The 21,191-nt window shown below is 72.1% G+C and carries 17 protein-coding genes; 14 read left to right on the top strand and 3 right to left on the bottom strand.

Annotated features, from left to right (window positions below; genetic code table 11):
* Positions 1–208: 208 nt before the first annotated feature.
* Positions 209–1,810 carry an NAD-dependent epimerase/dehydratase family protein gene (locus AB0D48_RS31940; protein ID WP_362404873.1) on the top strand — a complete coding sequence of 534 codons (1,602 nt, stop codon included), beginning with the start codon at positions 209–211 and terminating at the stop codon, positions 1,808–1,810.
* A 10-nt stretch (positions 1,811–1,820) separates the two neighbouring features.
* On the opposite strand, the gene AB0D48_RS31935 is transcribed toward AB0D48_RS31940, so the two are convergent.
* Positions 1,821–2,693: a glycosyltransferase gene (locus tag AB0D48_RS31935; RefSeq protein ID WP_362404870.1), complete on the bottom strand. Its 873-nt coding sequence runs from the start codon at positions 2,691–2,693 to the stop codon at positions 1,821–1,823.
* Between the two features lie 103 nt (positions 2,694–2,796).
* Between AB0D48_RS31935 and AB0D48_RS31930 the strand changes: the two genes are divergently transcribed.
* Both AB0D48_RS31930 and AB0D48_RS31925 read left to right on the top strand, forming a co-directional pair.
* Entirely contained in the window at positions 2,797–3,504 is a 708-nt protein-coding gene (locus AB0D48_RS31930; RefSeq protein WP_362404868.1) for a transferase, read from the top strand.
* Between the two features lie 86 nt (positions 3,505–3,590).
* Positions 3,591–3,965 carry a hypothetical protein gene (locus tag AB0D48_RS31925; RefSeq protein WP_362404865.1) on the top strand — a complete coding sequence of 125 codons (375 nt, stop codon included), beginning with the start codon at positions 3,591–3,593 and terminating at the stop codon, positions 3,963–3,965.
* A gap of 237 nt (positions 3,966–4,202) precedes the next feature.
* Here AB0D48_RS31925 and AB0D48_RS31920 read toward each other — a convergent pair whose 3' ends face one another.
* The gene (locus AB0D48_RS31920; RefSeq protein WP_362404862.1) at positions 4,203–5,447 is read right to left on the bottom strand and encodes an SAM-dependent methyltransferase; all 1,245 of its coding nucleotides are present in this window, start codon (positions 5,445–5,447) and stop codon (positions 4,203–4,205) included.
* A gap of 407 nt (positions 5,448–5,854) precedes the next feature.
* Entirely contained in the window at positions 5,855–6,406 is a 552-nt protein-coding gene (locus tag AB0D48_RS31915) for a hypothetical protein (RefSeq protein ID WP_362404859.1), read from the bottom strand.
* Between the two features lie 1,430 nt (positions 6,407–7,836).
* Between AB0D48_RS31915 and AB0D48_RS31910 the strand changes: the two genes are divergently transcribed.
* The 11 genes from AB0D48_RS31910 to AB0D48_RS31860 are packed head-to-tail and all read left to right on the top strand — an operon-like array spanning position 7,837 to position 20,897.
* Positions 7,837–8,907 (top strand): conjugal transfer protein, encoded by a 1,071-nt coding sequence (locus AB0D48_RS31910; protein WP_362404856.1) that lies wholly within the window; start codon positions 7,837–7,839, stop codon positions 8,905–8,907.
* On the top strand, positions 8,904–9,245 hold the full coding sequence (locus AB0D48_RS31905; RefSeq protein WP_362404853.1) for a hypothetical protein: 342 nt from the start codon (positions 8,904–8,906) through the stop codon (positions 9,243–9,245). Before AB0D48_RS31910 ends, AB0D48_RS31905 begins: the two co-directional genes overlap by 4 nt.
* Positions 9,242–9,766 (top strand): hypothetical protein, encoded by a 525-nt coding sequence (locus AB0D48_RS31900; RefSeq protein ID WP_362404851.1) that lies wholly within the window; start codon positions 9,242–9,244, stop codon positions 9,764–9,766. Before AB0D48_RS31905 ends, AB0D48_RS31900 begins: the two co-directional genes overlap by 4 nt.
* A complete protein-coding gene (locus AB0D48_RS31895; protein WP_362404848.1) occupies positions 9,766–12,345 on the top strand; it encodes an ATP-binding protein in 2,580 nt (859 codons plus the stop codon). The genes AB0D48_RS31900 and AB0D48_RS31895 overlap by 1 nt, the downstream gene beginning before the upstream one ends.
* The gene (locus AB0D48_RS31890) at positions 12,342–12,698 is read left to right on the top strand and encodes a hypothetical protein (RefSeq protein ID WP_362404846.1); all 357 of its coding nucleotides are present in this window, start codon (positions 12,342–12,344) and stop codon (positions 12,696–12,698) included. Before AB0D48_RS31895 ends, AB0D48_RS31890 begins: the two co-directional genes overlap by 4 nt.
* A complete protein-coding gene (locus AB0D48_RS31885; protein ID WP_362404844.1) occupies positions 12,695–15,427 on the top strand; it encodes a hypothetical protein in 2,733 nt (910 codons plus the stop codon). The genes AB0D48_RS31890 and AB0D48_RS31885 overlap by 4 nt, the downstream gene beginning before the upstream one ends.
* Entirely contained in the window at positions 15,424–16,542 is a 1,119-nt protein-coding gene (locus AB0D48_RS31880) for a C40 family peptidase (RefSeq protein ID WP_362404841.1), read from the top strand. Before AB0D48_RS31885 ends, AB0D48_RS31880 begins: the two co-directional genes overlap by 4 nt.
* Positions 16,539–17,186 carry a hypothetical protein gene (locus AB0D48_RS31875; protein WP_362404837.1) on the top strand — a complete coding sequence of 216 codons (648 nt, stop codon included), beginning with the start codon at positions 16,539–16,541 and terminating at the stop codon, positions 17,184–17,186. Before AB0D48_RS31880 ends, AB0D48_RS31875 begins: the two co-directional genes overlap by 4 nt.
* A complete protein-coding gene (locus AB0D48_RS31870; RefSeq protein ID WP_362404834.1) occupies positions 17,171–19,732 on the top strand; it encodes an ATP/GTP-binding protein in 2,562 nt (853 codons plus the stop codon). The genes AB0D48_RS31875 and AB0D48_RS31870 overlap by 16 nt, the downstream gene beginning before the upstream one ends.
* Positions 19,729–20,637, top strand: a complete 909-nt coding sequence (locus AB0D48_RS31865) for a replication-relaxation family protein (RefSeq protein ID WP_362404832.1) — start codon at positions 19,729–19,731, stop codon at positions 20,635–20,637. The genes AB0D48_RS31870 and AB0D48_RS31865 overlap by 4 nt, the downstream gene beginning before the upstream one ends.
* Positions 20,634–20,897: a hypothetical protein gene (locus AB0D48_RS31860; protein ID WP_362404829.1), complete on the top strand. Its 264-nt coding sequence runs from the start codon at positions 20,634–20,636 to the stop codon at positions 20,895–20,897. Before AB0D48_RS31865 ends, AB0D48_RS31860 begins: the two co-directional genes overlap by 4 nt.
* The last annotated feature ends 294 nt before the right edge of the window (positions 20,898–21,191 follow it).

Here is a 21,191-nt window from a genome sequence, read left to right as displayed (position 1 = left end):
GGCACTCCCCGATCGCGCTCCGGCATCGCATCTCGTACTCACAGTGAGTGTTCCCCCCATTGCACCGGCCGTAGGTTCGGCTCGTCAACGCCTCAAAGGGGCTTTTCCCACTGACGGTTGAAGACGCGCCACACCCGGCGCGGCGGCACCGGCCAGGCGATTCGTCATGCCCTGGGCCGGTGCCCTACCCACCCACAAAGGGGTCGCCATGACCAGGATGGAAGTGAACCGACGCACGAGGCCGCCCGGGCCGTCCGCGAGGCAGGTCGCCCACGTCGAGGTCCTGGCCGCCGCCGTCGTGGCCGCCTCGGAGCGCGCCGACCTGCTGGCCGGGCGGGCCCAGGAAGTCCGGCATGCCGGGGCGTGCACGGCGGCACGGGAACCGTTACGAGAGGTCACAGTCCAACCCGTCCGGCTGGTCAGGGCCCTGCTCCCGGCCGCCGAAGCCGTACTGGCCGCAGCGCCCGACGACCGTACGGCGGACATCCTGCGCGCGACCATCGGGCACAGCCGCTCGGTACTGCTCCAGGCCGATGCCGGCTCCATGCGCAGCCCCGCGGCCCAGCTCACGCTCCTCTCAGCGTTGGCCCGACAGCTCCTGCGCATCCAGAGCAACGGCCCGCGCCCGAGCCGCCCGGCCGACCCGACGCCGGTCTGGGTCCCCCAGACCTCGCCCGGGCCTCACCCTCACCTCAAGGACGGGAGATACACCATGCCCTATTCACCCTCTTCACCCGCTTCACGCATCGACGACGACCTGCGCTCTGCCGTATCCGGCGCAACGGTCATGGTCACCGGCGGCGGCGGGCTCGTCGGCAGCCGGATCACCAGCCACCTGCGGGCCGCCGGTGCCCGCGTCATCGCCGTCGGCAAACTCGACGCGTACCCGGCCCGCGTCTACAGCGACCTCTTCGGCGTCCACGCCGGCGACCGCGACACCGTCGTGGGCGACATCGCCGACGAGGCCCTCATGAACGCGATGGTCAGGCAGAGCGACTACGTCATCCATGCCGCGGCCCTCGCCGACGTCGCCTCCTGCACCCGCAACCCGCTCGCCGCACTGGAGACCAACGTCCACGGAACGCAGGTCCTGCTGGGAGCCGTTCGGGCACACACCGCCAAGGTTCGTCGGTTCGTCTTCGTCTCCTCGGCGGCGGTGTACGGCAACGGCGATCCCAAGCGGCAGGAGATCCGGTCCTGGCACGAGGAGCAGCCCCTCGCTCCGCTCTCCGTGTACGCCAACACCAAGGTGTGGGGCGAGCACCAGACCGCGCTGGTGCTGAACGCCGCGAACGTGTCGCACGCCGCCGTGCGCTACTTCAGCGTCTACGGCGAACCGCAGACCGTGAAGGAGCACAGTCACTCGTGGGTGGTGGCGTGGCTGGCGATGCGAGCGAAGCTCGGGCTGCCGCTGCTCCTCAACGGGGGCGGCGGCCAAGTCCGCGACTTCGTGCACGTCGACGACGTCGCCGAGGCCACCATCCGCGCCGTGCTCGCCCCGGCAGCCCACCGGCAGGTGCTGAACGTGGGCACCGGCCGGGCGACCTCGATCCGCGAGATCGCGGACATGGTCGTCCAGCACTACCCGGACGCTCCGGTGGAAACCCGCTCGCTGCCCGAAGGCGACCCCCTGGGCGGCTACGCCGACACCACCCGCATGTCCGCCGCGCTCGGCTGGGAGCCTCGGATCTCCGTCGAACAGGGAGTGGCCCGCTACGTCGCCTGGCTGGACCAGACCCCGGGCGCGCTGCCCGACTTCCTCCGCGAGGAGGCCGAGCGGCACCGGGCTGACAGCGCCGTCATCGCCTGACGGCCCCCGGTCAGACGATCGGTGGGCGTCCGAGGCGCGTCATACGGGCCACCGTGCGCCAGCGCATCGGCTTGCGACGCCCGCACGGCGTACGGACGCCCTCCGCGAATCCTCCGAGCCAGGCCTTCAGTCCGGCGACCGGGGGTCGGCGTACGAGGGTCAGTGCCGTCCAGACACCGAGGTACACAGGGACGAGGAGGGCGGGCAGGTGCCGCTTCGCCAGCCATACGCGGTTGCGGGCGTTCGTCCGGAAGTACATCGCATGACGGGCCGGACTGGTCCGCGGGTGCTGGAGCAGCAGCCCGGGCTCGTAGCGGACCTGCCATCCGGCGTCGATGGCCCGCCAGGCGAGATCGGTCTCCTCGTGCGCGAAGAAGAACTCCGTCGGCCATCCCCCAACCTGCTCGAAGACTTCGGCACGGATGGCGTGGCCGCCGCCCAGGAAGGTGGTCACCTCTCCGGCCGCCATCGGGTCGGCGGCCCGGAGCCGCGGGATGTGTCGTCGCTGAGTGAAGCCGGTTTCGTCGGCGATCCGGAAGCTCACGATGCCGACGGCCGGGTCGGCCAGGGCCTTGCGCAGCAGGGCGAAGGTGTCCGGATCGGGCAGCAGTCCGTCGTCGTCGAGATCGACGACCACATCGACGTCACCGTGTGCCCGCAGCGTCTTCCGCGCCACGTTCCGCCCGCCGGAGACCCCGAGGTTCTCCGGAAGTTCCACCGTCTCGACGTCCGGCCCGAGCCCGTCGAGCCGGCACCCGTTCCCGACGACGACGATCCGGACCGGCTCGCCGTCCTGGGCGCGCACGGAATCAAGCAAGGCGAGCAGTTCGGCGGGACGGGTCCCCATCGTGATGACGGCAACACCGAGACGCGGACCGGGCACGGGCAGCCCTCCCATTCCATGACGAATGCAGGCGATGTTAGCCCGCCCGCCGTGCCACCCGCCCACCGCTACCCGCCCATGACGACATATCAAGGAGCAGCACATGCCCAGCTTGATCCGCATCGGCGACTACGTCAGCAGCCCCGAGCAGGCCGGCATGGCGCACACCGCCTACGGCAGGCTGGAGGACTACGAGCTGTCCGCATTCCTGCGCGACTGGAAGGCAATCCACGAGGACGCCCTGCTCTCGCTGCCGGACCGGATCCATCCCTCGGCGGTCATCCACCCCACGGCGAACATCGGACCGGACGTGATCGTCGGCCCCGGTGTACGGGTCTACGAGTTCTCGACGGTCCGCAGGGGCTCGGTGCTGTGTGCCGGGGCCTCGGTCGGGTTCGGATGCGAGGTGACGCAGACGTTCGTCGGCGATGGAGCGCGGCTGGGACACTCCGTCGGCGTTGGCCACTCCGTCATCGGCGCCGGCGCCCACCTATCCGCGCAGGTCGTCGTGGCAGCCATCAGCCTGCTGAACGCGGACATGCGGCACCCGATCACGGAGATCGTCCTGCGGGCCGACGGAGATGACGAGCCGTACCGCTGCAAGGCCCCCGCCTTCGGCGCCCTGATCGGCGACCGCACACAGACGGGCAGCACCCTCACCCTCGGCCCTGGCCTAGCGGTCGGCCGCGACTGCCGCCTCTCGTCCGGAATCCACGTGGGCGGCCGCATCATCCCGGCCTCCAGCTTCGTCAGGCAGGCCCGCGACCTCGCGATCGGGCCCCGGCGTCTCGGCGGTCAGCCGGGCCGGTAAGGCGGGGTAGCGGGAGGGAGCCGAGGGCTCGCCCGCGCCGCAACAGTCGCGTCTTCCCATCTTACGGGGCCTACCGGTTCGACGCGGTGGCAGCGGCCGCGCCGCCCGTGCACGGCTATCACCATGGGCGAAACGAGGCCCTGAACAAGGTCGTCTCAGCGGTCTTCCCGGCGTACCAGTGCGAGTTGCGCGGAGACGAGAGCCTGGAGGAAGCCGTTCTGCGGTTCAACCGCATGCTGCGGCCGGCGATCATCTCTCGGCCCCCGGTTCCATACGTGCGGCTGAGATCCGAGAACACCTGGACCAATGGCGGCAGTGGGGGCCCGTCCCGTGGGTTCACCACGCACGACGTGCTGCTCAGGGAGCTCTCGCTCCTCGAAGGCGCTCCGGGGAGTTTCGTGGAGTTCGAGAACGCGCAAGGCCAGGTGTGGAACGTCGAGTGGAACGATTCGTGGCCGTGAACGGCGCGGCCCAAGACGCACCGCCCTCCGAAAGCTGGGTGACATCGGCCTTGGGATGTCCTTAGAAGTCTCCACGGCCTGCATCCCGCTCCAGACGGAGTCGTCACGGAAGCGCGGTCAGAACCCCACAGTTGGACAGTCTGAGCGTTGTACTTGGCCAGCCCTTGCGGCCGCGGCGGGGTCAGTTCCCCCGTGGTGCGTACATGATCCGAGAGCCCGCCCGGCTTGCTGTTCCGCTCAGCTAGGAGGTGACGTGCGGTTTCGGGATGGAAGGGCGGCCTGTGGATCAGTCGCGGGGCGAACGAGCAGCAGGGTCGGTTCCCCGGCCACCCGGGTCAGGAACACTGTCGCCGCGCCCGCGCCCCCAGGGACGAAGGCCCGCCTGAGCTCCGCGGCCTCGGCAGCGCAGCCGTGCTGCAGTACGGTCAACTCGCCCACTTCACGCCCGCGCAGCAGCACCGCGGACCCGGCGGATTCGAACGGCAGGGCTTCGATGATCTCGTAGGCCGTCGCGAACGGCGTGGCGTGCGCCTCGTCCGAGGTGACACAGGCGGGGACGGCCGCATCCAGCACACCACCGCCGACATCCTCGGCAACCTCAGCCACGAGACCGGCCCGGACAACAGCCGCGTCCACCTCGTACACATAGCGACCGGGCGGCCGCACGGCCGGGTCCGCCAGCCCCCGGCCGACCAGCGTGGCACCGCCGGGCAACAGGGTAGCCCGGCGTGGTGCCCGCACCGCGGGGTTCATCTCCCCGTACCACCACCACAGGACGGCCTCCTGCACCTCGCCCTCCCATGAAATCCACTCGGCCTCGTCGGCCCCGCGCCCCTCCGGCATGCTCCCGTAAGGAACCTCCGGGCTCAGCCGGATCGACCCCGCCCCCATCGCGCGGACGGTGTCCAGCGCCCACGCCAGCGGCGACGGCGCCCCGGCCTGCGCGCCGGTACCGCCGACCGGCGCTCCCCACTGCATGAGGTCGATGAAGACCGCCTCGCCCCGGGGCCGGTAGGCCGTGAGGTCCTGCTGCTTGATCCACATCATCGACAGCGCGTCCAGGGCCTCACCGTTGGCCGTGGTGATCGCGACGTTCAACGGATCACTGTCGACGGCCGTGACGGCGTGCCCCGATCCCAGCGCGAGCGCGTCGGCCCCTACACCCAGGTCGAACACGTCGAGGAACACCACACCCATCTCGTCGAGGACCCGGCCCAGCTTGTACTCCGCCACCTCCCAGTGGGAGGCCCGCTCCAGACCCTCCCGGGTGAAGTACATTCGCCGCGCCTGCGCGCCGAACTTTGCCTCCGCCTCCTGCCGCAGGCGGACCTGCTCAATCGCAGCCGTCACCAGCTGCGCCGGATGGTCCCAGCGCAGCGCGGTGAGTGTGGCCGGCCATGTGACCGGGTCGCAGTCACCTACGGCGGCCAGCACGGCCTGGCCCTCGTCGGTCAGCAGCATCTGGAACGTGTCGAGATCCATCCGCGCATCCTCGCAACCCCGCCCACCCCCCGCGGACGGCAGGGGCTGGCGGGGCGAGGACCCGACCCGGGCGTCAGGCGCCCACGCACGCCGCGAGATGCTCGCCAGTGAGAGTAGAGCGGCGAGTTGCGGTTCCGCCTCGGCTCCCGCCTTGCTATGCCCATCGACTCCCCCAAGCCCGCGTCTGCGTGGAACTCGTCCGCATGTCCGTCAACACGCGCACCCAGACCGTGCCCCGGGGCAGCTCAACTCGTCGCGGCGGGCCGGGTTTCCGGTGTAGGAGCCCCAGCACGGTTGGGGTTTCGACGCTTGGCTTCAGACGGGGTCCGGCGTGCGCTCCAGCACCTTTGCGGGTCTTGGCGGCAGCCAGGAGGTGAGGGCGGCGGCGGTACGTGCCAGGGGCGTGGTCATGATGCCGGCGACGCTGGTGCGGCCGGCAATCTAGGCGTCGAGGCGACGCCATGCCGGTGGCAGGCGGGTGATGGCCGTGTGGATGATGCCGGGTTGAGGGTGAAGAGGTTCATGAGGGGGGCGCTGGCGCGCATCTCGGCGCCGAGGCTGGCATTGATCTGCTGCGCGTAGTGGGTGGTGGCCGTGCTCACGTCCGCTTCGCCGCCGCCGGTGAAGATGCGCACCGCGGTGAGACCGGCGAGGTTTCCGGAGCGCAGGGCATAGGAGATTCCCTCGCGTGACCAGTGGTCGAGAAGCGCTGCTGCGTCGCCGGCGACCAGCACGCGTCCGCGGGCGAGGGGGGAGTCGGGGTGGCGGCAGCGCGTCAGGTGGCCGCTGTCGTGGAGGGGGCGGGGGTCGAGAAGGCCGTGGCGGTCGAGGAAGTCTCGCTTGTAGGCGCCCAGGGCGTCAGGCTTGCCGCGGGCGGCGACGACGCCGGCGGTGCAGACGTCGCCTTTGGGGAAAACCCAGCCGAAGGAGCCGGGCAGGGGGCCCCATTCCATCAGCATCCGGCCGCGCCAGCGGTCGGCCGTGGTTGCGTCGACCGGTACTTCGGCTTCCAGGGCGAGATCAATTTGGGTGCAGGGACTCCGACGTAGCGGGCGACGCGGCTGGCGCTGCCGTCGGCGCCGATGACGAGCCGGGCGTGGAGGGTTTCACCAGGGCCTGCCCGCGCCAACCCGGCCCCACAGTGCGCCACCGTCCACCCCGCACCACACCGCCCTCCCGCCGGGGTCGCGCATGTTGCGGTCTCGGAAGACCCCAAGTACCCCGTCGACCCCCGGCCCGCACGACCGGACCCGGGGGCCGAGTCTGCGGCCCCACCTGCGGCCGGCGCCTTTCCCGAAGCCGGTCGTGCTTCCGCGCCGGCCCGTCCCGCACTCGCGGCCCGCGAGGCGCCGGGCGAGTCTCAGTACGCACGGCAGGCTCCCGACCGCAGGGCCGAACGCTCTGCCCGGCCGCGCAGGGCGCCCCGCTCCGACCTGTCGTACGCCCCGCTGCCACCCTGAACGCTGCCTGGGCGGCCGCGTCCGTGCGTCGACCGGCAGTGGCAGGGGGTCAGACCGTGTCCCGGCGGGTGGCGGCATCGAGACCGGGGGCCGTCTGAAGACGGCGGTCCGTGACGCGCAGGAAGAGCGCGATTTTGTCGAGTTCCTCGCGCAGGTCCACAGGAAGCACCTGCCGTAGTTCGTCCTTGGCATAGTCGCGAGCCTGCCGGTCCGCGGCGCAGGGGCCAGGTAGCGCGGGAGCGCAGGGAAGGCTAGCTTCTCGGGCGTCGTAGTACATCTCGGTCACCAAGTCGCGTGCAGACGCGGGATCACCCTCAGCGGCTGCGGTGTGGGCCGACTGCAACGTGGAGCGCAGTCGTGCAACTCGGTCAGCTGACCGTCGGCTGCCGGAAGGGTTGTGGATGGTCGACCAGGCGCCGAACTGCTGCGGCAATTCGCGGTCCAGCCTCACTCAGACCTGCGGGCCTGAGAGGTGATGCGTGCAGGCACTGGAGTCAGCGGCAGTGGCCCGGCCGCCGAGAGGACGAACGCGGCCGCCAGGGCACTCGCCGCGTTCAGATGAACGATCTTCCACATGGCATCCCCAACGAGACTGGACCAAGGGCCGGGGCCCGACACGGCCCCACACGGAAGTCCACCCCCCGACAAGCGAGCCGCAGCCCGCCGCCTCTGCATGGTCCTTGCTGCGGTCCTTGTGCAGGCGGGCAGTCCGGGTGCGTTTGCCGCGCAACCTCACCAGTGACGTCGCCTGTAGCCGGTGGGCAGTGGCTGTGACCTGCGGTGGGGAGGTTGTGGTGAGTCACCGGTGAGTCACCACCGCAGCCCGTTGTCCACCTGTGATGTCGGTGGGGTGGCCGTGGTGATCTAGCCGGTGAGGTCGTCGCCGTGTCGTGGGCAGAGCAATCACCCCTCCCACGGAAGGCGTCACCATGACTCCCACTCCCCCACCCCGCCGCCGCACGGCCAGGCCCTCCGCGGCGGCTCAGGCGCTGCGTACGAGCCGTCCGGAGACCGTCCCGGCCGGGCAGGCGGTCTCCCGCGGGCCGCGCTTCGCCCGGGTGGGTGTCTGGGCCGCGCTCGCGGCCGGACCCCTCGCTCTCGCCGTCGCTGTCGGGCTCCCGAGGACTCCGGCGGCCCAGGCGGCACCGGCGCACCGCCCCGCCGAAGCGGTCCGGCCCCCGGCCGACCCGCGCGGCATCGCAGAGCTGTTCGTGGATCTGTGGCTGCGCGCCGACGCCGCCGCCCCGGACAGCGCGGCCGCCGCGGCGCTGCGCTCTATCGCCCCTGGGGTGGAACTCCCCAAGCGGCCCCGCACCACCGGCACCGCGCCTGCACCGGCGCCGGTGGTGGCACTCCGTACCGCCGACGGGCCGGGCAGCACGTGGACGGTAATGGTGGCGGCGGCCCGCGACCAGAGCGAACCGGCGCCGGCGGCGAGCGGGCCGGGCGCTGTGGTGGCGCAGGTGCGGTACTTCGCCGTGTCCGGGACCGGTGGCAAGGACGGCGGTCCGCTCGTGATCGGCGGAGGGCCGGCGGAGGTCGCCGCCCCGGACGCGCCCCCGGTACCCGCCTCGGAGTTCAACCGCCCCGTCCCGGCCACCTCGGCGCTGGGAACGTCGCTGGGCGAGTTCGTCCGGACGTATCTCGGCGGTGGACAGGGTGCGGGTCTGGACCGGTACTTGTCGCCGGGGCTGCGGGTGGCGGCGCCGAAGGCTGCTCCGTATGCGCGGGTCGAGGTCGAGGACGTGGCTGCGGACGCTGAGGTCGCCGCCGGTCAGGCGGTGCCCGCGGACGGGGCGAAGGCGAGGGTGCGGATCCGGGTGACCGGCGAAGACACGCAGGGCGTGCGCTGGCCGCTGCTCTACCGGGCGGAGGTCACCGCGCGGGCCGGACGGTGGGAGATCAGTGCGCTGGAGGCCGGAGTGACCGGCCCGCCCACAGGCACGGCCTCACCCGCCCCCACGGCCACGGCCACGGCCCTGACGGGCGGTGCCCGATGAGTGCCGTCCCCTCCGTGCTGCTGGCGGGCGAGCTCGACGCCCTGGGCGACTCCCTGATCGGAACCGTGGCTGACTGGGCCGACAAGGGCCTCAAAGCCGTGCTCGTCCTGCTTGTGCTCGTCATCGTCGCCCGCACGTTTTCCCTGAAGGCCGCGATCGGCGCCCTGCTCGCGATGATCATCGCGCTCGGTATCTACAGCGCCCGGGATTCCCTGTCGGGGAAGGTCACCAGCGAGATCAACAACCCGGCCAAGGGGGCCGGTCCGTCCACGGTCGTCATCAGTCCTCGCCCCGACGGCGAGGCTGGGACCGGTCCGGTGACGGGGAGCGTGCTGTGAGCGCCGCGGTTCAGCCGCGCGTTGCGCGGGTCTACACGAGTGCGCGTCGCCATCCGTGGGTGTTGGGGAAGTTCGGGGACTGGGTGGTGCCGTTCGGCCCGTACACCCCGGCGCAGTTGGTGGTGCTGGGCGGTGGGGCGTTCTCGCTGATCAAGACCTTTGACTGGTGGTCGTGGGCGGGGCCGGTGCCTGTCGTGTTGTGGGTCGGTGCGGTGTGGGCGGTACGCGGTGCGCAGATTGCCGGGCAGAACCCGTTCACGGCGCTTGCCGGGGTGCTGGTGGTTTTGCTGCGGCATCCTGCCGGGCGGATCGGCGGCCGTGTGGCCCGGGACCGGCGCCCGTCGCGTTTGGTCGGCCAGTTCGTCATCGAGCAGGCCCCCGTGTCCTCGGTCCTGTCCTCGGTGGAGGAGGTGCCGGCGGGCAGGCCTGCGCTCACGCCGGTGGCGGGGCGGGGTGTGGTGGCGGGGTCGGGGCTGTCGCGTCTGCTGGAGCAGGCGGCTGCGGCCAAGGAGGCTGCGTGATGAGGCTTCCGTTCCGGCACATCGCCGGTCATCTGCTGTGGTCCACGTCCGGCACCGTGTGGGCGGTGTGGCGGGTGGCTCCGCTCTCGGGGGGCTACCAGCCCGCCCGCGTCCGCGACGAACTCCTCGGCCGCATCACCTCCTTCGTCCGGTCGATGCCGGCGATGGAGCCGCGGATCTTCGCGCTGGCCGCGCGGACCGATCCGGGCGAGGTCGCCGAGCGGATGGTCGAAGGCGTGGCCTGGCAGCAGATGCCCGCGTGGGCGGAGACGTGCGCGGCCACGGTGGACCTGCTGACCGGTCAGGAGATGCACGAGCGGACCCTGTGGCTGGCCGTGCCCCTGCCGCGTAAGGGTGGTGCGGCCGCTGGATCCTTCGGGGCCCTGTACGCGGAACTGTCCGCCGTCCTGGGCGTGCCGCCGGTGGCGGTGGGCGAGGCCGAGGTCTTGGCCGCGCAGAAGGACGCCGAGCGTCTGCAGGCCTCGCTTGGCGGCGGTCTGGGGCTGCGGCCTGCGTCCCCGGCCGCGATCGTGTGGATCGTCCAGCACGCCCTGCACCGGGGGCTGGAGGAGCCTCTCCTGTCCGACGCCGTGGCAAGCCCTCTGTACGGCAGCCGTGTCCACGACGGACAGCTCCTCTCCCCCTCTTACGCCGACCTGGGCCAGGTCCGCTTGTCCGAGGGCGGCCAGCCCAAGGAGGACACGCAGAGCGCGAAGGCGCGCTGGACGGGGCCGGGCGGGTGGTGGCGGTCGGCTGCGACTGCTTCGCCGGTCGGCCGCAAGTGGCTTCAGGTCGAAACGGATGCCGGTACCGGCTACCAGGCCCACCTCGTCCTCGCCGAGCTCCCGCCGGCAGTGTCGGTAGCGAGCGCGGATGTCCTGGCCCAGCTGGAAGGCATGCCGTTCCCCGTCGATGTCGCCGTGGACTTGCGAGTGGTGCCCGCGAACAGGGCTCGGGCGCAGGTGCAGCGCAAGAAGCGTGAACTGCTGGACCAGGCCGGGCAGTACGGGGCGCAGCCGACCGGGATGCCGCACTCGCTGCCGGACGCTGCCGGGGATCTGGCCGAGCAGGATGCCCGGATGGCGCGGACGTCGGTGGAGGTCGAGGTCCAGTCCGTGACAGTGCTGACCGTGTGGGCGCCGGATGCCGCAACGTGCGACGCCCGGGCCCGGGAGCTGTCCGCGGCTCTGTCGGGGGCCGACTACCGGGCGGTGCGGCCGGTCGGGATGCAGGAGGAACTGTTCGCGCTGTCGCTTCCCGGATCGCTGCGGTCCCCGAAGCTCACGCAGTTCACCCAGCATCAGCTGTCGGAGGACTGGGCCGCCAGTGGTGCGCTGACCCTGTCGCGGGTGGGGGATCCGGCCGGGATGATGATCGGTCACGACCTGGACAGCGGCACTATCCGCCCGGTCCTGCTGAATCCGGCGGACGCTCCGCAGGTCAACGCGAGCGCGTCGAGCGCGGTGATCGGTGACCTGGGCGGCGGCAAGAGCGTCCTGGAGAAGCTGGTCACCTCCGCGGTCGTGGACCGTGGCGGGCGTGCCATCGTCATCGACCGGACCCCGATCCGGGAATGGGCCACCTTCGCCCGGTCCGCGGCTGGTGAGCGGTGCCAGGTCATCGACGCCGCCCAGGCCCGGATCTCCATCGACCCGCTGCGTGTGTTCGGCGGGCCGGTCGGCGCCCACTACGCGCTCTCCTACCTGACCCTGCAGCTGGGGGTGGGGGCGATGAGCGCCGCCGGCGCCGTCCTCCATCACGCCGTGGAAGAGGTCTCCGGGGGGCCTGAGCCGTCCATGGGCAAGGTCTTGGACGTCCTGGCGGCCCTCGCTGAAACCAGCGGCACCAGCCGCGCGGACGCGGCGGCGACCATGGCCGACCTACTGCGGATCGTCCGCACGAACCCCCTGGCCGCGATGGTGTTCGACCCGGACCTGCCGCCGGTCACCCTGGGCGGGGACCTGGGCGCCGACATGGTCGTCATCACCACCGCCGGTCTGACCCTGCCGCCGCGTGAGGCGTTCGCCGACGTCGAAGTGCTGCGCCAGCAGCCGCTGGAGGCCCTGATCGGGCGGGCCGTGCTGTATCTGGTCGCAGCGATCGCCCGGCAGGCCGCGTTCACCGAGCCGGAGCGGTTCTGTCTGGTCTCCATGGACGAGTGCTACTGGCTCACCTCATCCGCAGAGGGTTCCGCGCTCGTCCACGAGATCCTGCACGACGGCCGCAAGCACGGCGCCGGGGTGTTCCTCGGCGCCCACGACGAGACGGAACTCGGCAAGGACGCCGGGCTGATCGCCTACCGATTCCTGGCCCGCACGAGCGACCAAGCCCGGGCAGCCCGCGGCCTGGCCTTCCTCGGCCTGGACGGCGAGGACGAGGACCTGCTGCGGCTGGTCACCACCGGACTCGCCCCCATCGGCCAGGCCGGCCGCGAGGGCGAAATGCTGCTGCGCGATCCGCGCATGCAGGTCGGCCGGATCAAGGTCGTGGTCCCGCCCGTCCCCCGCCTCACGAAATCGATCTTCACGACACCCGGCCGCGCGAGTACCGCAACGGCCGACGGGGAGACCTTGCGATGAACACTCACCTGCGGCTGCTGCTCACCGGCGCCCTCGCCCTGCTTCTGCTCACCTGCACGGTCGCCGCATGGGCCAGCCCCCAGAGCCAGCCACTGCAAGCCACCTTTCTGCCTGCGGCGGCGAAGGCCGGTCCCTGTGACATGGTCGTCGGCCCGGCCCATGACTACTGCACCCGCACCCCCTCGGCAGCCAGTCCCAACACGGCCGCCACGGTCGCCGGCCCCTCCGCGGCGGCCGCCGTCATTCGCGTACCCGCTGGCTTGGACGGCCGCGTCGCCCTGATGCTGTTCGCCACCGCCGCGATCGGCGGGGCCGTAGGCCTTGCCCTGAGCGTCGAGCGGCGGATGCGATGAGGCGGATCCAGGTCGACCGCGGCACCCTGCGCTCTGCGGGATTCGTCACCCTGCTCACGGTTGTGTTCCTGGTGACGAACACGGCGGTGGCAGCCGCCGCCGACGGATCGGCGCCCGGCGGAGGCCTGCTGAGCCCCCTGGACATCCCCACCCGTGAAGGTGTGCCGCTCTCCAGCTACCAGCTGGAGAGCAACGTGGAGGCCCCCTCGACAGGCGAGGTCGTGGGGAGCGTGGTCACCGGGACCCGTCCCTTCGACATCGCCGGGGAGACCCAGCGGCTCCTCATCGGCGGCCTGTTCACCCTGGTGCGGCTGCTGGTCGGCCTATGCTGCTGGCTGCTCCGCTTCGTTTTCGACTTCCCGTTGCTGACGCTGTTCACCGATCCCGCGCAGAACCTCGCCGACGCCTATCAGCGCAACGTCGTCGACGTCCTCGGCCTGCACGGGCTCTTGCTGGCCTGGGCGTTCGTGTTCGGACTGATCGCGTTCGTCCGCGGCAAGGTCGGACAAGGCCTGGGTGAGATCGCGCTGACCCTGGTCATCGCGGCCCTGGCTGCCTCCGCGTTCGTGCGTCCCGATTACCTCCTGGGCCAGGACGGGCCCCTGGCGCAGACCCATCGGGCTGCCATCGAGGTCGCGTCCATCTCCACCAGCTCCTACTTCGACAGCCCGGGCCGTGGCGGGCGGCCCTGCGACAGTGCGGTGGGCCCGGCCCACGAGGCATGTGTGAACGAGCAGGTCCAGGGCCAAGCGGTCGCCACGCCGATCCAGAACGCGCTGACCGACGCCCTGGTCGTCAGGCCCTACATGCTCCTGCAGTACGGCCGGGTCCTGGACCCGAAAGTCCCCGACGAGGCCGCCGCGTACAAGGCGCACCTGAAGTGGGTGCAGGGCAATGCGCCCCAGGCGGATGCGGCGAAGGATGGGCAGGACGCGTGCGAGCTGCTGGACAGCGACTCGAAGAAGACTTGCGAATCCCGGCAGAAGAAGCTGGAGAACTGCGAGCTCCTCGACCCGCAGTCCGCCAAGCGGTGCCGCGAGCTGGTCACCAGCGACGAGGGTTTCCCGGCCTTGATCAAGGAGCTGAACGGGGCGGGGCCCGTCGGCAAGTCGGCCGCCTTGTACGCGCAGAAGCCGTCGTGGGACCGGGTGTGGGGTGTGCTGGCCTTGCTGGTCGCCGTCATCGTCGTCGCGCTCATGATCGTTTCGATGTCGGTGGTCATGCTCGGCGCCCAGGGCGCGGACGCGGCCGCTGCAGCGGGCGGACCGATCGCCTGGGTGTGGGCGATGCTGCCCGGACCGTCCCGGATGCTGCTGTGGCGGTGGCTGGGCGTGTTCATCGTCTCCGCCCTGGTCGCGTTCGTGGCCGCGATGGTGCTGCCCATGTTCGGGATCGCCGTGGACGCGCTGCTCGCTGACGCCGGCCCCGGGCAGATGATGGAACGGCTGCTGCTGCTGGACGCCCTCGCCGTCGCGTTCCTGATCCTGCACCGGCGGGTCCTGGCCGCCACGTCCGGGTTCGGCCAGCGCATGGCGACCCGGATGCGCTTTGCGAAGATCGGCGGCAGTCACCTGCGCGGCGACAACAGCGAGTTCGGAGCCTCGCTCGCCATGCACGGCCCCTCCGCAACACCCGGCATCGGCGCTCTGGGCGGCGGATCCGCCGTGCACGGGGCGTTCGGGGCACGCCTGCGCTCCCTGGGCGGCATAGCAGCCCTCGACGGCCCCGGGATGCAGTTCTCCCCAAGCCGGCTGCTCGGCGACGCGATGGCCGAGGGGCGGCGCGGCATCGCACCGCTGGCCTTGGCCCTGCGCGGCGCCCACGCCGCGCTCATCGGCCCCAAGCCAGGCCAGCATCCCGCGGCCGCCCAGCTGCACGCCCACGCCGGCACCGGCGGCCAAGGCCCGAACGGCGGCGCAGTCGTGGTGGACAAGGAGACCGGCCAGGTTTTGCACGATCCGGCGACCGACCGTCCTCTGCTCGGCGGCCGGATCCACGCCCGTGCGTCCCGGCTGCGCGGCTACCGCATCGCATCGCGCACCGCGCGTATCGCCTACGGGGCGACCCTGGGCCTGCCCCGCACCCTGCACCGTGCCCGCTCCACGGGGTCGGAGTTCACGCAGGACGTGCGCCAGCAGCTGGGCGTCACCGCCAACCACGCCCGCGAGGACGGCTACGCGTGGGCGCAGGGCGGGCGCGCGGTCCGTGACCGGGTCGACCACACCGGGCAGGTCCTGGCCACCAAGTGGCAGGTCCACGACCCGGCAGGCAAAGTCCGCGACACCGCCATCGCCGCGACGATCGCGACCGCCCCGCTCGCCGACGCAGCCCGGCCAATGGCGCGGACCTCGGTCAGCCGCCCGCTGTCCGGCAGCACGCCCACCACGCCGGGCGCGGGGGGAACCTCCGGCCGCCGCGCGAAGGCATCGCGGGACGGGAACACGGCGCCGGGCCGGGCCGCGGCTCCCGACGGGGGGACGACTACGGCCGGCGGCAGGACGGCGGGCAGCGGTATGGCTGCTCCGGCCTCGCGCCGACGGCCGCAGCCCCAGCCATGGCCGCAGCCGAGGCCTCGCCCGCAGGCACAGCGTCCTGCACCGGGTGGAGCCCGAAGTGAGGACGAGGCGCGGGCAGCAGAGGAGGCGAACCGGGAACGGCTGCGGCGAATGTTCGAACGGCGCGTAGCCGAGGCCGAGCGCCGCCGGCGCGAGAGTGGCGGTGAGTCATGAAGCGGTGGAAGAAGATGGGCTGCCTCGGAGTACTCCTCATCCTGGCGGCGGCCTGCTGCACCGGGCCCGTTCTGTTATCGGCGGCGGCCCGGAGCCGGGCCGGCGACTTGGCGGGCGGCGTCGATGCGGCGGCGGCCGGGATCCCCGCCAGGATGTTCGCCGCCTACCTCACCGGCGCCTCCCAGATCGGCGCGCACGTCCCCGCCTGCAAGGGGATGCGCTGGCAGATCCTCGCCGGGATCGCCCGGGTGGAGTCCGACCACGCCGCAGGCCGTCAGGTTGCCGCGGGCGGCGACATCACCCCGCCGATCACAGGCCCGCGCCTTGACGGCTCCGGAGCCGGCGGCAACACCACCGCCATCCGGGACACCGACGGCGGGCGCTGGGACGGCGACGCCGAATTCGAGCGCGCCGTCGGCCCCTTCCAGTTCCTCCCCGAAACGTTTAGCGCGTACGGGAAGGACGGCAACGGCGACGGCGAGGTGTCTCCGCACAACGCGGACGACGCCGCCGCATCGGCCGCCGTCTACCTGTGCGGGAAGGGCCGCGACCTCACCGACCGCGACCAGCTGCGCGCCGCGGTCCACACCTACAACCAGTCGTGGGCGTACGTGGACGACGTGCTGTCGGGCATCGACCAGTACGACTCTCTCGGCACTGCTGCGGCCGTCCCGTTGGGGAATGCGGGCACCGTCATCCAGGCCGCCCTCGCCCAGCAGGGCCAGCCCTACTCCTGGGGCGGCGGCGACGCCGACGGGCCGTCCACCGGCATCTGCTGCTCCCCCGGCGGGCAGGACGGCCGCACCGTTCGGGGCTTCGACTGCTCGGGCCTGACCCTCTACGCCTACGCCAAGGCCGGCATCAGCCTGCCCCGCACCGCCGCCGCCCAGGCGGGGGCAGGCCGACGGATCCCCGCTTCCGCCGGCTTGGGCGCGCTCGCCCCCGGCGATCTCGTCTTCTTCGGCTACAACCCCACATCCGATGCCAGCATCCACCACGTCGGGATCTACCTCGGCGACGGAAAGATGATCAACGCCCCCCGGCCGGGCAAGCCGGTGCGCATCGACCCCGTCACCGCGCTGCCCGACTACGCGGGAGGGACACGCCTCCTATGAGCACCGAAGCCAACGGGCGCCGCCTGCTCGCCGCCTCCGCCCTGCTGGCCTGTACCGGCGCCGTCTTGCTGTATGCGGGGATGCGCCCGCACACCGAGGCCGGGGCGCCACTGCGTCAGGCCCCAGCAGCCGTGCGGACCGCCACGCCGCTCGCATCCGTGACGGTACAGCCGGCGGGCGAAGGTGGGACGACCGGCGCCACCGGGCCTACTCCGAGTCCGGCGGGCCCAACGGGCGAGCCTGGGCAGGTCGACGGGGCCGGGGCTGCCGGTCCCAGCTCCAGCAACACGGCCGCGGCGTCGCCGACGCCGTCCGGGCCCGGGGAGCTGCCACCCCCCGGATCCGGGGAGGCCGCTGACCCGATCATCCAGCAGGTCATGGACGCGGCCGCACCGCGCGACCTCCCAGCAGCCGACGAGGCGCTGCTGCTGCGTCAGGGGCGGGCCGTGTGGCTGGCCGAGACGGCCCGGTACACGCAGGTACGGATCCAGGCCGCGACCGCCCGCCGCGACCCCAACAGCGGTGCTGGGGCGGTGGTGCGGCTGGTGTGGGCCGGGGCCGACCCCGCCGGCACCTTCCTGGACGGCCGCCCGGCCGCCGTCCACTTCACCCAGAACGGAGACGGAACATGGAACCGGACCTGATGACGTCCGCGGCCGATGCCTTCGACATGGCCGGCGGCGTCCTCGCCGCCCTGTGGACGGCCGGGGCATGGGCGTGCGCCAACGTGTGGTGGCTGGCGCTGATCGCAAGCCTGCTGCTGGGCGGTTGGGAGGCCGTGCAGCGCCGCCTGGCCGCCAAGGCCCTCGCCGAGCGCACCTGTGTCGAGCTGGTGCCGTCGGGCCAGTTCTCGCCCGGGGAGGAGGAGATCTGGCGCCACGGCATGCAGCTGATCCGCGCCGCCGGATCAGGACCGTGGTGGACACCGCGCCGCGCCCGCACGCTGCGGCTGCGCCTGCGGGCCGACGGCAGCTGGCCCCTCACCTACCGGATCGAGGCACCGGCTGGCGCCCGCGCTCTGCTGGTCCGCTCCCCGTTCGGGCCGCGCGTCACCGTCACCCGGGCCGCCCCCCTCGCGGACAAGAAGCGCACCCACGTCGTGCGGGCGGTCCTGGCACTGAACGGGAAGCCGGGATCCAGGCTGCGAGAAGTACCGCTGGAGCCCGACCCCCTGCAGCCCTTGGTCGACGCGGTCGCCGGTCTGCGGGCCGAACTCGGCGACCTCGCCGAGGTGTGCGTAGACCTCTCCCCCGCCCCGCGCTGGCACCTTGCTCTGCGGCGGCGGCAGCTCCTGCAGCAGGCCCGCGCCCGGGCCCGGCGTGAAGCCGCCCGCGAGGCGCGGTCGCTGAGCACCGAGTCCGCCGGCAGCCTGGGCCAGCTGCTCGACCCCGCCGGCCGCGGCCCTGTGCTGCTGCCTCCGCGCGCCCAGCGCATCGACCGGGACCGCGCCCTGGGCAACCTCGCCGAGGACGCCGGGCTGATGCGCGTGCAGGTCCTGGTGCGGTGCGCCTCCGATACCGCGGGCCGCGCCGAACAACTCCTCGCACTGGTCAACGCCTCCATGGATGTCTACGCAGGCGCCTCCCGCCTCAACTCGCAGGGCTGGTCTTTGGGGCCGGTGCGGATCGGTCCCGACGCGTGGCCGTGGCGGACCCGCTTCGACGAGCAGTGGACACGCGCGCTGATGCGGCCCGCCCGCAGCGGGTGGGCGCGCATCGAGGAACTGGCAGGCCTGCTGAAGCCGCCCACGGCGGCCGCGCGGATGCCGGTGTCGGAAACGCAGATGCCGACCTATGAGCGGGGCAAGGATCTGCTGCCGCAGGGCTGGTACCAGGGGGGCGACGGCCGCGAGCGGCTGCTGGCCACCCACGAGGACGACACTCTCTTCGAGGTCCAGTCCGGGAAGGCCGGATGGGGCAAGACCATGCGCGCCCAGGTCCACGCCGTCGCCAGCGCCCACAACGGGCGCGGGCTCGCTTTCGTCGACCCGCACGGCGACTCGTTCGCCGAGGTCGCCCGCTACCTCGCCCACGACGACATCATCGACCGGATCGCCCTGTTCGACCTGACCGTGTGGCGCGATGACGAGTTGCTGGCCTGCTGGAATCTGCTGGACATGGCCGGCGGGCAGCGGCCGTATGACGTGGCGGCCGCTGTCGTCGACGCGGTTGCCACCGCGCTGGGCTGGGACGACATCGCAGCTCCGCGTGCGCTCACCATCTTGACCAAGGCCGTCGAGGCGTTGGTGGCCGTCAACACCGCAGCCGTCGCCGCCGGGAAGCCGGAGGGGCAGGCCACCATCTTCCAGATCCGGCCGCTGCTGACCGCCCCGTCCTTCCGCCACCTGGTCCTGCGGGCGCTGGACGACGAGGCCCGGCGGTGGTGGACCAGCAGCTTCCCCGACCTGCCCAAGGACGGTCTGCTGACCGTCCTCAACCCGCTGGAGCGGCTTGGGGCGAGCCCGGTGACCCGGGCGTTCCTGGGCTGCCCGGTCAGCGGGTACGACATCCGCCGGGCCATGGACGAGTCACACGTCGTGTGGATCTGCCCGCCGGGGACCGGCCCCACCGACCGGATGCTGATCACCCTGATCGTGCGGGACTTCCTGCGGGCGGGCCTGTCCCGCCGCGACCTGCCTACGGCCAAGCGCCGCCCCTTCCGCTTCTACTTGGACGAGCTGATCTCCCTCGACAGCGGCGCTTCCACCGTTATTGCCGAGATCACCGAGCAGCTGCGCAAGTTCGGCTGCCGCCTGCACGGCATGACCCAGCTCCTGCACCGCCTGAACCCGGCCACCCGCGCCGCCCTGCTGCAGAACGCCTCCTGCCTGTCCACCACTGCCGGCTCCACCGAAGCGATCTCCCAGATCACCAGCCAGTGGCCCGCCACCACCATCACCGCCGACGACGTCGCCGAACTGGACCGGTGGCAGCACTACGCCTCCTTCACCGTCGCCGGCACGCGCGTCGGCCCCCTGCGCATCCGCGGCCCCGAACTGGACGAGGTCTTCGGCACACTCGCCCGCCCGGCCCGGGCCGGCGCCCTGAAGAAGGCCGCGCTCCAAAATGCCGGCGCCCGGCCGCTGTCCGAACTCACCGCCCTCGCCCTCGCACAGGAGCAGACGGTCAGCGGCTTCCTCACCGGCCTGACACCCCCCGCCACCGACCACAGCCAGGAGCAGTTCGCATGACCAGCCCCGCCGTGATCCAGCCCGCCGCCGGCGACACCTACGCCCATCAGGCACTCGCCCTGATCGCCCAGCACCGCCTGCTGGCCACCACCCAGCTCCACCAGATGCTCATGCCCCACACCCCACCGCGCAAAGTGCACAAGGTCCTCAGCCCCCTGCGCGCCGACGGCCTGATCACGCACACCGTCCTCGGCGGCCGCAGCGGCCTGCAGGCCCACTTCCTGACCCCCGCCGGAATCCAGGCCGTCAGCGACTGGCCCGAGCTCCGCGGCCGCCACGCCAACCCCATCACCTCACCCACCGCAGCCGCCCTGCGCGCCGCCCACACCCTCACCGGCGTCCGCGCCCACCTCGCCTTCCTCACCGACGCCCGGACCCGCAAGGACGAGTACCAGCCTCTGGACTGGATGCCCGAGGTCACCCACCGCCTCCCCGACACCGGCGGCGAAGACCGCCTCATCGCCGACGCCGTCTTCCACTACACCGCCATCCAGCCCCGCCGGCTCCACTACCGGGCCTTCGTAGAAATCGACCGCACGACCATGAGCAGCGAACGCCTCGCCCGCAAGCTCATCACCTACGCCCGGTTCCACGACTACACCCCCCAGCCCGCCGGACGCCGCCAGACCGTCGCCGACCAGACCGCCCACCTCGCCTGGCAGCGCTTCTACCCGCGCTTCCCACGCGTCCTGTTCATCCTCACCGGCGCACCCCGCACCACCCTCACCAACCGCATCGCCGACCTGCGCCGCATGACCGCCGACCACGACCTCGTCACCCGCTTCGCCACCCGCGTCCCCCTCGGCGCCGCCGTCCTCGAAGACCTCGAAGCACACGGGCCAAGCGCCGCCGTCTGGACACCGCTCGCCGGAGCGGCCGAGCCTCGCGGCTGGACCCAGCTGTGACCGGCCGTCCCGCACGGCACCAGGGTCTGTCCGCCGCGGAAACGGCCGACTGGCAGGAGTGCCAGCGCGACCACGACGGCCTCATGGCGCAGCTCGCCGACCGCGAAGCCCTGATCGAGGCAGGCCTGATCGACTCCTATTCGGAGTACACGTTCACCTGGGGCCGCCCGCCCCGGACGGCGCCCGGACCGCCCGGCTCCCAGCCGGCGGCCCGGCCGCGCGGGACCGCGGAGGCACGCGCGTGGGACCCGCCCTTCTGATCAGGAACCGGGCAGTACCGCTACTCCACGAACCCTTATCAACAGCAAAGAACAAGCCAGGCAGTCGAGTTTCGGCCACGCGCACGCAGGTGCAGGGCCACGCTCGAATCATCCCGCGATCCGGGACGGGCGACAGCCCGGGAAAGAGTATTGGCATATGACTGACCGGCATTTATGGGCAAAGCGTGACGATGGATCACCTGTGCCTCAAGAACCCCATAGAAGCTGTGGCGTTGACGTCGTAGGGTGCGCTGTACAACACACCGCGACGACCCAAACGCGTTGCAACAGCGA

The organism is Streptomyces sp. NPDC048269 (assembly GCF_040652395.1).
Classification (GTDB): domain Bacteria; phylum Actinomycetota; class Actinomycetes; order Streptomycetales; family Streptomycetaceae; genus Streptomyces.
This window is presented reverse-complemented; position numbering and strand designations above follow the sequence as displayed.